The sequence below is a fragment of the Pseudonocardia sp. C8 genome, assembly GCF_014267175.1.
Lineage (GTDB): Bacteria > Actinomycetota > Actinomycetes > Mycobacteriales > Pseudonocardiaceae > Pseudonocardia.
Genome location: NZ_JACMTR010000002.1, coordinates 957,864 through 971,177 on the forward strand (window position 1 = coordinate 957,864; position 13,314 = coordinate 971,177).

11 protein-coding genes are annotated in these 13,314 nt (G+C 75.7%); 9 read left to right on the forward strand and 2 right to left on the reverse strand.

Annotated elements, in window-relative coordinates:
* The first annotated feature begins 504 nt into the window (after positions 1–504).
* A complete protein-coding gene (locus H7X46_RS05230) occupies positions 505–2,277 on the forward strand; it encodes a BCCT family transporter (protein ID WP_186358328.1) in 1,773 nt (590 codons plus the stop codon).
* Positions 2,278–2,325: 48 nt separating this feature from the next.
* On the opposite strand, the gene H7X46_RS05235 is transcribed toward H7X46_RS05230, so the two are convergent.
* Complete coding sequence (locus H7X46_RS05235) at positions 2,326–3,117, reverse strand: IclR family transcriptional regulator (protein ID WP_186358329.1); 792 nt, start codon at positions 3,115–3,117, stop codon at positions 2,326–2,328.
* A 141-nt stretch (positions 3,118–3,258) separates the two neighbouring features.
* On the opposite strand from H7X46_RS05235, the gene hutU reads away from it, so the two are divergent.
* From hutU to H7X46_RS05265, 6 genes are all read left to right on the forward strand, one after another.
* Positions 3,259–4,920 carry a urocanate hydratase gene (gene hutU, locus H7X46_RS05240; RefSeq protein WP_186358330.1) on the forward strand — a complete coding sequence of 554 codons (1,662 nt, stop codon included), beginning with the start codon at positions 3,259–3,261 and terminating at the stop codon, positions 4,918–4,920.
* Positions 4,917–6,134 carry an allantoate amidohydrolase gene (locus H7X46_RS05245; protein WP_186358331.1) on the forward strand — a complete coding sequence of 406 codons (1,218 nt, stop codon included), beginning with the start codon at positions 4,917–4,919 and terminating at the stop codon, positions 6,132–6,134. The genes hutU and H7X46_RS05245 overlap by 4 nt, the downstream gene beginning before the upstream one ends.
* Entirely contained in the window at positions 6,131–7,507 is a 1,377-nt protein-coding gene (locus H7X46_RS05250; RefSeq protein ID WP_186358332.1) for a formimidoylglutamate deiminase, read from the forward strand. Before H7X46_RS05245 ends, H7X46_RS05250 begins: the two co-directional genes overlap by 4 nt.
* Positions 7,504–8,739: an imidazolonepropionase gene (gene hutI, locus H7X46_RS05255; protein WP_186358333.1), complete on the forward strand. Its 1,236-nt coding sequence runs from the start codon at positions 7,504–7,506 to the stop codon at positions 8,737–8,739. Before H7X46_RS05250 ends, hutI begins: the two co-directional genes overlap by 4 nt.
* On the forward strand, positions 8,732–10,177 hold the full coding sequence (locus H7X46_RS05260) for an aromatic amino acid ammonia-lyase (RefSeq protein ID WP_186358334.1): 1,446 nt from the start codon (positions 8,732–8,734) through the stop codon (positions 10,175–10,177). Before hutI ends, H7X46_RS05260 begins: the two co-directional genes overlap by 8 nt.
* A gap of 84 nt (positions 10,178–10,261) precedes the next feature.
* The gene (locus H7X46_RS05265) at positions 10,262–10,399 is read left to right on the forward strand and encodes a hypothetical protein (RefSeq protein WP_186358335.1); all 138 of its coding nucleotides are present in this window, start codon (positions 10,262–10,264) and stop codon (positions 10,397–10,399) included.
* 21 nt (positions 10,400–10,420) lie between these two features.
* On the opposite strand, the gene H7X46_RS05270 is transcribed toward H7X46_RS05265, so the two are convergent.
* Positions 10,421–11,236 (reverse strand): crotonase/enoyl-CoA hydratase family protein, encoded by an 816-nt coding sequence (locus tag H7X46_RS05270; protein WP_186358336.1) that lies wholly within the window; start codon positions 11,234–11,236, stop codon positions 10,421–10,423.
* Positions 11,237–11,282: 46 nt separating this feature from the next.
* On the opposite strand from H7X46_RS05270, the gene H7X46_RS05275 reads away from it, so the two are divergent.
* Positions 11,283–12,455: an MFS transporter gene (locus tag H7X46_RS05275; protein ID WP_222131201.1), complete on the forward strand. Its 1,173-nt coding sequence runs from the start codon at positions 11,283–11,285 to the stop codon at positions 12,453–12,455.
* A 23-nt stretch (positions 12,456–12,478) separates the two neighbouring features.
* Positions 12,479–13,282, forward strand: a complete 804-nt coding sequence (locus tag H7X46_RS05280; RefSeq protein WP_186358338.1) for a TrmH family RNA methyltransferase — start codon at positions 12,479–12,481, stop codon at positions 13,280–13,282.
* Positions 13,283–13,314: the final 32 nt, after the last annotated feature.

Consider the following 13,314-nt stretch of genomic DNA (forward strand, 5'->3'; position numbering starts at 1 on the left):
CCACGACGGATCAGCCCTCACGCGTCGGGTGGGAACTGCACGACGGACCTGCCGCGTGCGCCAGAAACATCGATGATGTTGCGGGATCCGCAACGCACTGCTCGATGTGCACCATGATGGGACCGCCTCCGCAGTGTCGCTGTCAAGAGTCGGTGCGTCGTCGGGTCGCCGGGCATCCGGCCTGCTCACGGCGCGCCGGCCGGGGGTGGCGGCCGGAAGTGCTGCGGTGCAGCTGCATGGTGTCGACTCCGTCGTCGTCGGCGGATCTGAAGCGCACCGGCTCTTGACCGGCACGTGTCCCGCATCATACCTTCTGCAGATATATTAGTCGAGTATCTGATCGACAGGTACGGCCGCTGGCTTCGTCACACACATCGCCACGCCGGCCAGGAGGGTCAATGATGATCAATTCTTCGGAGCGTCCGGGATGCCATCCGGACGACGTGGGCCGCCGCCCCCAACCCGGCGCAGGAGTGCCGGGTCCCGCACGGAGGGAGAACGCCGATGCCAGAGCGTGAGTCGAGCACGGAGGAGGGCACGGAAGGGGGCCGGCTGCGGACGGACTGGACGGTCTTCGGGCTGGGTGCGGTTCTCGCGCTGCTGTTCGTGGTGTGGGGGCTCGTCGATCCGGACAGCCTGAGCGCGTCGGCCAGCACGCTGCTCGGCAGCCTGATGCGTGCCGGCGGCTGGGGCTTCGTCCTCGCCGCGACGGCGTTCGTCGCGTTCGCGCTGTTCCTGGCGTTCAGCAAGTTCGGCCGGATCAAGCTCGGTGGTGACGACGAGGAGCCGGAGTTCCGGACGGTCTCCTGGATCGCGATGATGTTCTCGGCCGGCATGGGCATCGGACTGATGTTCTTCGGCGTGAACGAGCCGCTGTCGTTCTTCACCACCTCCACCCCGCCCGGCACCGCCGCGCCCGGCAGCACCGAGGCCATGCAGGTCGCCATGGCGACCTCGCTGTTCCACTGGACCCTGCACCCGTGGGCCATCTACGCCGTGGTCGGGCTCGCGATCGCCTACTCCACGTTCCGCAAGGGCCGCGCGCAGCTGATCAGCCAGGCGTTCATCCCGCTGATCGGCAAGCGCGCCGCCGAGGGCCCGATCGGCAAGGCCATCGACATCCTCGCCATCTTCGCGACCCTGTTCGGCTCCGCGGCCTCGCTGGGTCTGGGCGCCTTCCAGATCGGTGGCGGCATGCAGAGCGCCGGCTGGACCGACGGCCCGGTCGGACCCGGCACGCTGGCCGCGATCGTCGTGGTGCTCACCGCCGCGTTCATCCTCTCCGCGGTCTCCGGGATCGCCCGCGGCATCCAGTGGCTGTCCAACATCAACATGGTGCTGGCCGCGCTGCTGGCCCTGTTCGTGTTCGTCGTCGGCCCGACGGTGATCATCCTCGACCTGATCCCGACCTCGATCGGCGCCTACTTCTCCGACTTCTTCGAGATGGTCGGCCGCACCGAGGCCGTCGGCGGCGAGCCGATGCTGGAGTGGCTGTCGAGCTGGACCATCTTCTACTGGGCCTGGTGGATCTCCTGGACCCCGTTCGTCGGCATGTTCCTGGCCCGCATCTCGCGCGGGCGCACCATCCGCGAGTTCGTGGCCGGCGTCATCCTGGCCCCCAGCCTCGTGTCGCTGGTCTGGTTCGCCGTCTTCGGCGGCACCGCGATCACCCAGTCCCAGCAGGGCGTGCAGTTCTCCGACGACTCCAACGTCCAGCTCTTCGAGATGCTGGGCGCCTACCCGTGGGCCACGGCCACCGGCGTCCTGGTGATGCTGCTCGTCGGCATCTTCTTCGTCTCCGGTGCCGACGCCGCCTCCATCGTCATGGGGACGCTGTCCCAGCGCGGCACGATCGAACCGAGCCGCTGGATCGTCATCTTCTGGGGCTCGGTCATGGGCGCGGTCGCCGTGCTCATGCTGATCACCGGCGGCGAGGACGCCCTGTCCGGCATCCAGAACCTCACCATCCTGGTCGCCGCCCCGTTCGTGGTCATCATGGTGCTGCTCTGCATGGCCCTGCACCGCGACCTGCGCCACGACACCGTCATCCTGCGGGAGAAGAAGGGCGCCGAGGTCCTCGAACAGGCCGTCGACTGGGCCACCGAGAACCACGGTGACGACTTCTTCTTCAAGGTCGGCGCCTTCTCCAAGGACGGCGAGGAGCCCGACGGTCCTGCGGCGGGCCCGGTGGCGGATCCGGCCCGCTCGGCGGAGCACAACGGCGGGGCACCGGCCCCGGCCGCCGCGGACGTCGAGCCTCCGGAGCCGGTCCGCTGAGGCCACGGCGGGACCGGGGTGCACGCCCGCCCCGGTCCCGCCGGCGCGTCAGAACCAGCCCGCCGGGGCCGTGCCGGACATCGCGACCGTCAGCCGGCGGGCGGCCTCCCGCACGGGCTCGGCGATCGCCTCCGCCGGGCCGCTCGCCCGGTCGATCCGGCGGGTGACGCTGAACGCCGCGATCGGCGTCCCGGTGTGGTCGAAGGCGCACGCCGCGACCGACTGCATCCCCGCGGTGATCATCTCGTCCTCCTGGGCGTAGCCCCGGTCCCGCTCGGCCGCCAGCAGCGCGCGCAGCGCGGCGAGCGTACGGGGGCCGTGCGCGGTCCGGGTCACGAGCGACGACGAGTGCGGGAACAGCGCCCGCAGCTGGGCGGCGCTCACGTGGGCGAGGATCGAGCGCCCGTTCGCGGTGAGCGAGGCGGGCAGCCGCACGCCGACGTCGGTGACGAGGGTGACCGGCACCGGCTGCCGGGCCGGGCGTTCCTTCACCAGGTACAGGGTGTCCGGCCCGTGCAGGATGCCCAGGTGCGTGATCTCGCCGGTGCGGGCGGCGAGCCTGCGGGCCAGCGGCCGCCCGAGGTGCTCCAGCGAACCGTGCCGCAGGTAGGCGCTGCCGACCTCGAACGCGGCGACGCCGAGGCCGTAGCGCTGCTGGTCGGGGTAGTGGACGACGAAGCCGCGCTCGGTGAGCACGGTCAGCAGGTGGTACGCCGACGACCGCGGGATGCCCAGCTCCCGCACCAGCGTGGCCCCCGGGACCGGGCCCGGGCGGGCGGCCAGGAACAGCAGGACGTCGAGCGCCCGGCCCACCGCGGGCGAGGTGCTGCTGGCGGTCACGGTGTCCACCGTACGAGTCCGGAGTCTCGGATCCCAGACGAAGCCGGTTCCCCTGCGGTGGATCGCGGCGCCCGGGGCGCGTCCACTGGGCACAGTGCCGACGACGCAGCCGACGACGCAGCGCCGACGAAGGAGTCCGCCATGCCCCCGTCCCGTCCCGCGGTGCGTGCCCCCCGCGGTCCCGAGCTGACCTGCCGCGGCTGGCCGCAGGAGGCCGCGCTGCGGATGCTCATGAACAACCTCGACCCCGAGGTCGCCGAGCGGCCGGAGGACCTCGTCGTCTACGGCGGCACCGGGCGCGCCGCCCGGAGCTGGTCGGCGTTCGACGCGATCGTCGCCTGCCTGCGCGAGCTCGCCGGCGACGAGACCCTGCTGATCCAGTCCGGCAAGCCGGTCGGCGTGCTGCGCACCCACGAGTGGGCGCCGCGGGTGCTGCTGGCCAACTCCAACCTCGTCGCCGACTGGGCCGACTGGTCCGAGTTCCGCCGCCTCGAGGCCGCCGGGCTGATGATGTACGGCCAGATGACCGCCGGCTCGTGGATCTACATCGGGACCCAGGGCATCCTGCAGGGCACCTACGAGACCTTCGCCGCGGTCGCCCGCAAGCGGTTCGGCGGCTCGCTGGCCGGCACGATCACGCTGACCGCGGGCCTCGGCGGGATGGGCGGGGCGCAGCCGCTCGCCGTGACCATGAACGGCGGCGTGGTGCTCTGCGTCGAGTGCGATCCGGCCCGGATCGAGCGGCGGCTCGCGCACCGCTACCTCGACGTGCGCGCCGACGACCTCGACGACGCCCTGCACCGCGCGGTCGCGGCCCGCGACGAGAACCGGGCGCTGTCGATCGGCGTCGTCGGCAACGCCGCCGAGGTGGTCCCCGAGCTGCTGCGGCGGGCCGCGCCGATCGACGTCGTCACCGACCAGACCTCGGCCCACGACCCGCTGTCCTACCTGCCCCTCGGCACGGCCGTGGAGGACATGGCCGCCGAGGCCGCCGCGGACCCGGAGGGGTTCACGAAGCGGGCCCGGGCCTCGATGGCCGCCCACGTCGAGGCGATGGTCGGCTTCGGGGACCGGGGCGCGGAGGTGTTCGACTACGGCAACTCGATCCGCGACGAGGCGCGCCGCGGCGGCTACCACCGGGCGTTCGACTTCCCCGGGTTCGTGCCCGCCTACATCCGCCCGCAGTTCGAACGGGGCCGCGGGCCGTTCCGGTGGGCGGCCCTGTCCGGCGACCCGGCCGACATCGCCGCCACCGACCGGGCGATCCTCGAGCTGTTCGGCGCCGACGAGAGCCTCCGCCGGTGGATCACCCTGGCCGGGGAGCGGGTCGCGTTCGAGGGACTGCCGGCCCGGATCTGCTGGCTCGGCTACGGCGAGCGGCACCGGGCCGGGCTGCGCTTCAACGAGATGGTGGCCTCCGGCGAGGTGAGCGCCCCGATCGTGATCGGGCGCGACCACCTCGACTCCGGGTCGGTGGCCTCGCCGTACCGGGAGACCGAGGCGATGCACGACGGCTCCGACGCCGTCGCGGACTGGCCGCTGCTGAACGCCCTGGTCAACACGGCGTCCGGGGCGTCGTGGGTGTCGATCCACCACGGCGGCGGGGTCGGCATCGGGCGCTCCCAGCACGCCGGGCAGGTCTGCGTCGCCGACGGCACCGAGCTCGCCGCCCGCAAGCTGGAACGGGTGCTCACCAACGACCCGGCGACGGGCGTGCTCCGGCACGTCGACGCCGGCTACCCGGACGCGGCCCGGGTCGCGGCCGAGCGCGGCGTCCGCGTCCCGATGCAGGAGCACCCGTGACGTTCGATCACCTGTGGTCCGAGCTCGCCGGAGTGGGCCGGCACCCGGGCACCGGCGGCTACCGCCGCTACGCCTGGGACCGCGCCGAGCTGACCCTGCGCGACTGGTTCACCGGCTGCGCCGCCGCCCGCGGGATGGACGTCGAGCGCGACCGCAACGGCAACCTGTGGGCGTGGTGGCTGCCCGCGGGCTGGACCGGCGACCCGGCCGGCGCCGTCGTCACCGGGTCGCACCTGGACTCGGTGCCCGACGGCGGCGCGTTCGACGGCCCGCTCGGGGTGGCGGCGGCGTTCGCCGCCGTCGACGCGCTGCGGGCCGAGGGGGTCCGGCCGCGGGTGCCGATCGGGGTCGTCGCGTTCAGCGACGAGGAGGGCGCCCGGTTCGGTGTCGCCTGCGTGGGCTCGCGGCTGTCCGCGGGCACCCTGGACCCGGACCGGGCCCGCGCCCTGCGCGACGGCGACGGCCGCACCCTCGCCGAGGTCGTCGCCGGTGCCGGGATCGACCCGGCCGGGCTGGGCCCCGACCCCGCGCTGGCGCGGCGGGTCGGGGTGTTCGTGGAGCTGCACGTCGAGCAGGGCCGCGTCCTGGACCGGGTCGGCGCGCCGCTCGCGGTCGCGTCGTCGATCTGGCCGCACGGCCGGTGGCGGCTGTCGTTCCGCGGCGAGGCCAACCACGCCGGAACCACCGGGATCGCGGACCGGCACGACCCGATGCTGCCCTGCGCCGCGACCGTCGCCGCCGCCCGGGACCGTGCGGTGCAGCACGGCGGCGTCGCCACATTCGGCAAGCTCGCCGTGTCCCCGAACGGGGCGAACGCGATCGCCTCCGAGGTCACCGCGGTCCTCGACGCCCGCGCCCCGTCCGGGGCCGTGCTGGACGCGCTCACCGGGGACGTGTTCGCCGACGCCGCCCGGCACGCCGAGGCCGAGGGCACCGCGGTCGAGGTCGTGCCCGAGTCGCGCACCCCGGCCGTCGCGTTCCCGGACGACGTCGCGACCCGGATCCGGCACACGCTCGGCGGGGACGTGCCGGTGCTGCCGACCGCCGCCGGCCACGACGCCGGCGTGCTCGCCGGAGTCGTGCCCACCGCGATGCTGTTCGTGCGCAACCCGACCGGTGTCTCGCACTCCCCGCACGAGTGGGCCGAGCGCGACGACTGCCTGGCCGGGGTCGCCGCGCTGGCCGCCGTGCTCCGCGACCGGGCCGCCTCGTGAACGGCTCCTGGTGGTGCGAGCACCTCTGGAGCCCGGGCCGCGGCGTCGAGCGTGCGGTCCTGGTCACCGCCGCCGGGGGCCGGTTCACCGCGGTCGAGCCCGGTACGCCGCGGCCCGCGGGCGTCCCCGCGCTGCACGGGCTCGTCGTCCCCGGCCTCGCGAACGTGCACTCGCACGCCTTCCACCGGCTGCTGCGCTCCCGCACCCAAGCCGATCGCGGCTCGTTCTGGACCTGGCGCGACCTCATGTACGCCGCTGCGGAACGCCTCGACCCGGACACCTACCGGGAGCTCGCCACGGCGGTGTACGCCGAGATGGCGCTGGCCGGGGTCACCGGCGTCGGCGAGTTCCACTACCTGCACCACGACCGCGGCGGCGCCCGCTACGCCGAGGAGAACGCGATGGGCGTCGCGCTGGCCGACGCCGCCGTTGCCGCCGGCCTCCGGCTCACCCTGCTCGACACCTGTTACCTCAGCTCCGACGTGGACGGCTCACCGCTCGGTCCGGCCCAGCAGCGGTTCGGTGACGGCTCCGGCGCGGCCTGGGCGGAGCGGGTGGACGCGTTGCACCGCTGGGCGTCCGGTGTGGACGGCGTGCTGGTCGGCGCGGCGCTGCACTCGGTCCGGGCCGTCCCGGCCGGCGAGATCCCGGCGGTCACCGGGTGGGCGGCCGCGCACGGCGCGCCGCTGCACGTGCACGTCGCCGAGCAGGTCGCCGAGGTGCGGCGCTGCCGGGAGGTGCACGGCCGCACCCCGGTCGAGCTCCTGCTCGACACCGGTGCGCTCGGCCCGCGCACCACCGCCGTGCACGCCACCCACCTGACCGGCGACGACGTCGCCGCGCTCCGGTCCTCCGGCACCGGGGTGTGCTTCTGCCCCACCACCGAACGCGACCTCGGCGACGGCATCGGGCCGGCGCCCGCGCTGCTCACCGCGCCGTGCGGCCCCCTGAGCCTGGGATCCGACAGCCACGCCGTGATCGACCTCTTCGAGGAGGCCCGCGCCGTGGAGCTGCACGAGCGGCTGCTCCGGCAGGAACGCGGCGTGCTCGATGCGGCCACCCTGCTGCGCTGCGCCACGGAGCACGGGCACCGGGCCCTCGGCCGCCCCGACGCCGGCGCGGTCGAGGTCGGCCGGCGCGCCGACCTCGTGGCGATCGACCTGGAGACCGTCCGCACCGCCGGCGGCGGGCCGGCCCCGGAGACCGCGGTGTTCGCGGCCACCGCGGCGGACGTGACCGACGTCGTCGCCGGCGGGCGGGTGGTCGTGCGGGACGGCCGGCACCTGAGCGTCCCGGACGCGGCCCGGCGGCTGGCCGCGGTCACGGCGGCCGTCCTGGACGGCGACCGCGTGGCCGGGGAGGGCATCCGATGACCGTGCTGTACACCGACATCGGCGAGCTGGTCACCAACGACCCGGCCGCAGGGGACGGCAGCGCGCTGGGCGTCCTGCACGACGCCGCGGTCGTCGTCGACGGCGACCGGATCGTGTGGACCGGCCCCGCCCGGGACGCGCCGGCCGCGGACCGGCGGGTGTCGTGGGCCGGGGACGCGGCCGTCCCCGGCTTCGTCGACAGCCACGCCCACCTGGTGTTCGCGGGGGAGCGGTCCGCGGAGTTCGCCGCCCGCGCGTCCGGGCGCCCGTACACGGCCGGCGGCATCCGCACCACGGTCGGCGCCACCCGGGCCGCGCCGGTCGAGGTGCTGGACGCCGGGGTCGCGCGGCTGGCCGGGGAGATGCGGGCCGCCGGCATCACGACGTTCGAGACCAAGAGCGGGTACGGCCTGACCGTCGACGACGAGCGGCGCGCCCTCGGGATCGCCGGCCGGTACACCCCGGAGACCACCTTCCTCGGCGCGCACGTCGTCCCGGACGAGTACGCCGACCGCCGCGACGACTACGTCGACCTGGTCCGCGGCCCGATGCTCGACGCGTGCGCCCCGCACGCCCGCTGGGTGGACGTGTTCTGCGAGCGCGGCGCGTTCGACGCCGACGAGTCCCGCGCCGTCCTGTCCGCGGGCCGCGACCGGGGCCTGGGCGTGCGGGTGCACGCCGGCCAGCTCGGCCCCGGCGACGGCGTCCGGCTGGCCGTGGAGCTGGGCGCCGCGTCGGTGGACCACTGCACGTTCCTGTCCGATGCGGACGTCGACGCGCTCGCCGCAGGCCGGACCGTCGCGACCCTGCTGCCGGGCGTCGAGTTCAGCACCCGCACCCCGTGGGCGGACGGGCGCCGCCTGCTCGACGCCGGCGCCACCGTCGCGCTCGCCACCGACTGCAACCCGGGCAGCTCGTTCACCACGAGCATCGGGTTCTGCATCGCGCTGGCCGTGCGGCACATGGGCCTGAGCCCGGCCGAGGCGCTGCACGCGGCGACCGCGGGCGGGGCCGCGGCGCTGCGGCGGCCGGACGTCGGCGCGGTCACGCCCGGCCGCCGCGCCGACCTGGTCCGGCTGGCGGCGCCGTCGTACGTGCATCTCGCCTACCGGCCCGGGGTGCCGCTGGTGTCCGAGGTCGTCGCCGCCGGCACCCGCTACGCCGTCGGGCACCACGCGGTGCCCGTCGACGGCGGCGCGGGACCGGTCGACCGGGCGGGGCCACATGGGTGAGCCGGGCGGCCTCGTCGTCGACGGGCGGGCCCTGACCTGCGGCGACGTCGTCCGGGTCGCCGCAGGCGGTGTCCCGGTCACCGTCGCGGCGGACGCGGCCGCGGCGGTGCGGGACAGCCACGGGACCGCCTGCGCGGTCAGCAGCACCCGACCGGTGTACGGCCGCACGACCGGCGTCGGCGCGAACCGGGACGCGGTCGTCGGGACCGGGGACGCCGAGACCCACGACCTGCGCCTGCTGCTCAGCCACGCCGCCGCCGTGGGGGAGGCGCTCGACGAGCCCGCGGTCCGGGCCGCCATGCTCGTCCGGCTCAACCAGCTCGCCGCGGCCGGCAGCGGCATCCATCCCCGCGTCGTCGGCGCGCTCGCCGACGCGCTCCGCGCCGGGGCCCTGCCCGCCGTGCACGACGCCGGGTCGATCGGCACCGGCGACCTGTCCGCGCTGGCCGAGATCGCGCTGACGCTCACCGGGCACCTCCCGTGGGCACGCGGACACCGGCCCCCGATCCCGCTCGAACCCGGGGACGCGCTCGCGTTCCTGTCGTCGAACGCGGTCACCCTGGCCCGGGCCGTACTGGCCGCCGAGGAGCTGGGCCGGCTGCTGGAGGCGGCGCACCTGGTCACCGCGCTGTCCTACTGCGCGCTCGGCGGGTCGCCCGAGGCGTTCGCCGAGCAGGTGCACGCCCGCCGGCCGCACCCCGGCGCGGTGCGGTCCGCCGCGCGGATGCGGCAGGTGCTCGGGCACGAGGACGCCCCCGGGCCCGGCCGGCGGATCCAGGACCCGTTCGGGCTGCGGGCGTTCCCGCAGGTCCACGGCCCGGCACTGGACGCGGTCGCGCACCTGCGCGGCGTGCTCGAGATCGAGATCAACGCGGCCGCGGAGAACCCGCTGGTCGCCGGTGGTGCCGTGTTCCACCACGGCCAGTTCTCCACCGCCTACCCCGCGCTCGCCCTGGACCACCTGCGGGCCGCCGTGCACCACGTCGCCGAGCTGTCCGCCGCGCGGCTCGGCGACCTCGTCGAACCCGAGTTCACCGGGCTCACCCCGTTCCTCGCCGCCGGGCCCGCCGGCAGCTCGGGCGTGATGATCCTGGAGTACGTGGCCCACGACGCGCTGGGCCGGCTCCGCCACTCCGCCGGCCCGGTCACCCTCGGCACGGCGGTGATCTCCCGGGGCGTGGAGGACCACGCCAGCTTCACCCCGCACGCGGCGCGCAGCGCCACCGCGGCGGCCGGGTACTACCGCACGGTGCTGGCCTGCGAGCTGGTCGCCGCGGTCCGGGCGCTCCGGCTGGCCGGCACCGCACCGCGGGGAGCCCGGCTCGCCGCCGTGTACGCCGAGCTCACCGCGGCGCTGCCGGACGTGCGCACCGACCACCCGCTGGGCGAGGAGATCCGGCGGGCGGGCGCGCTGGTCGACGGGCTCGGGGCCGGCTGAGGCCCACCGTCCGGGCACCGGGTCGTCACCGGCCGGACGCCTGCGCTCCGCCCGTACGGCACGCGCCGCGGTCACCCTGGCCCCATGAGCGAGAGCAGCACCCAGCACGCGGACGTCTCGTGGCCGCACCCGGGCAGCGAGGCCGCCCGGCACGACGGGCGGTACGCGCCCGACCCGCACCCCGTGCGCTCCGGCGACGACACCGGGCCGGCCCGCGACTGACCAGGGCCGGCGCGGCCCCCGTCAGTCCCGGTAGACGCCCGGCCGCTTCTCCCGGTACGCCGTGACCGCCTCCTGCAGGTCGGCGGAGATCAGCGCGCCGCTGTTCCAGGTGGCGATCTGGTCCAGGCTGTCGGCGACCGTGTGGTCGCGGGCGTAGGTGATCGCGTACTTGGTGCCGCGCATCGCCAGCGGCGACTTCGCGGCCAGCTCCGCCGCCAGTGCCGCCACCCCGTCGGTGAGGGCCGCGGCGTCGTCGTACACGCCGTTGACCAGGCGGAGCGCCGCCGCCTCGGTGCCGGAGACCGGGCGGCAGGTGTAGGCGAGCTCCCGGGTGACGCCTTCGCCGACGATCCGCGGCAGCCGCTGCAGCACGCCGACGTCGGCGGCGAGCCCCATGTCGACCTCCTTCAGCACGAACGAGGCGTCGGCGGTCGCGTACCGCAGGTCGCAGGCGGCGACGAGGTCCAGGCCCGCGCCGAGGCAGACGCCGTGCACCGCCGCGATCACCGGCGTGCGGCAGCGTTCGACCGCGGTCAGGCAGTCCTGGAGGTCGAGGATGCGCCGGCGCAGCTTCTCCGCTCCGTGCCCCGGTGACGGGTCGGCCGCGGTCTCCTGCAGGCCGCCCAGCATCGCGACGTCGATCCCGGAGCAGAAGTGCCTGCCGTTGCCGCTGATCACCACGATCCGGACCGACGGGTCGGCGTCCAACTCGCGCATCGCGTCCCGCAGCCCGGACCACATCGGCGCGTTCAGCGCGTTCGCCGCCTCCGGCCGGTCCAGGCGGACCTGCGCGACGCCGTCCGCCGTCTCGACCACGATGTTCGTCGGCTCGCTCATGCGGCGAGGCTACCGCCCGGTAACTCCCGGGTGTCAGGATGCTCGGGTGCAAGGACGCGGCGGGACCTGGTGGGTGGCGGGCGGGCTGCTGTTCGCGGTCGCGTTCGGCACGAACGTGCCCACGCCGCTGCTGCTCGTCTACCGCACCGAGCTCGACCTCGCGCCCAGCACGCTCGCCGCGATCTTCGGCGTGTACGCGCTCGGCCTCGCGCCGTCGCTGCTGCTCGGCGGCCCCGCCTCGGACCGCTACGGGCGGGTGCGGGTGCTGCTGCCCGCCTCCGTCGGGGTCGCCGTCGCGTCGCTGCTGTTCCTCGGCGGGGCGTCGGCGCTGTGGCTGCTGTTCGTGGCCCGGTTCGTGCAGGGGCTGGCGTCCGGCGCGGTGTTCTCGGTCGGCAGCGCCTGGCTGCAGGACCAGGCGGGGACGGCCGGGGCGGCCCGGGCCGCCCGGGCGGCGTCGATCGCGCAGACGGCCGGCTTCTGCCTGGGGCCGCTGGTCTCCGGGCTGATCGGCGCGTACGGGCCGTGGGCGCTGACCCTGCCGTACCTCGTGCACGTCGCGCTGCTCGTGCCGGCCGTGGCCGCGATGCTGGCCGTCGTGGGGGTCGGGGCACTCCCGGCTGCCGCCGGGCGGCGCGGCCTGCTGCCGCGCCCGGGCCTGGACGCCCCTGCCCGGCGGGCGTTCGTCCGGGTGGTCGTGCCCACCGCGGTGTGCGTGTACGCGTTCCCGGCCGTCGCGGTCACGGTGCTGCCGCTGCTGCTGCCCGGCGCGGCCGGCCTGGTCGCCTTCACCGGGCTGCTCGCCGCGCTGACCCTCGGGACGGGCACGCTGGTGCAGCCGTTCGCGCACCGGCTCGGCCCGCGCACCGGCCCGGTCGGTGCCGGGCTCGGCATGCTCGGGTTCGCGGCCGGGGTCCTCGCGGCGTTCGCCGAGTCGGTGATCGCCGTCGGGGTGGCGGGGGTGCTGCTCGGTGCTGGCGGCGGGCTGTGCCTCAACGCCGGGCTGACGCTGGTGGGCCGGCTGGCCCCGGCGGCCGGGCGCGGCGCGGCGAACGGGGTCTTCTACACCGCCGCCTACCTCGGGTTCGCGGCGCCGTACCTGGCGACGGCGTTCGTGACGGTCGACCGGCTGGCGTTCCCGCTCGCCGTGCTGGCCGTGATCACGGCGGTGACGGCGGCCTGGCTGACGGTGCGGTCCCGCGACGCCGCGCTGGGCGGCTGAGCCCGCCGTCCTACGCTCGGCGGGTGCCCGACCTGACCAGCACCGCCAACCCGCGCGTCAAGTACCTGGTCCGGCTGCGCACCCGGCGCCACCGCGACGCCGCCGGCGTCACGCTGATCGAGGGACACGACGAGCTGGCACTCGCCCTGGACGCCGGCGTGCGGCCCACCGAGGTGTACTGGGCGCCCGACCTGGTCCGCGCGCCCGGCCTGCTCGACCGGATGCCGGACGCCCGGGTGACGTCGGTGAGCCGCGAGGTCTTCGCCCGGATCGCCTACCGGGAGTCCCCGGACGGCTGGCTCGCCGTCGCCCCTGCCCCCGGGTGCCCGCTCGACGCGCTCGAGCCGGGCCCGGACGCGCTGGTCCTGGTCGCCGAGGGCATCGAGAAGCCGGGCAACGTGGGCGCGATGCTGCGCACCGCCGAGGCGTGCGGGGTGGACGCCGTCGTCATCGCCTCCGCCGAGCGGGCCGGCACCGACTTCGCGAACCCGAACGTCGTCCGGGCGTCGAAAGGGACGGTGTTCGCGGTCCCGGTCGCGTCGGCGTCCACCCCGGAGGTGCTGGCCTGGCTGCGCCGCAGGAGGATCCGCGCGGTCGTCACGACCCCCGCCGGGGAGACCGAGCTCGGCCGGGCCGACCTGACCGGGCCGTCCGCGCTGGTGATCGGCACCGAGGCGACCGGTGTCACCGACGCGTGGCTGACCGCCGCCGACACCACGGTCGCGATCCCGATGCGGGGCACGGTGAACTCGCTCAACGCCTCGATCGCCGCGGCCGTGGTGCTGTTCGAGGCGGTCCGGCAGCGGGCGGCTACGTCGTCGCGATGACGCGGACGGTGTGCCGCGCTGCGTAACCTGCG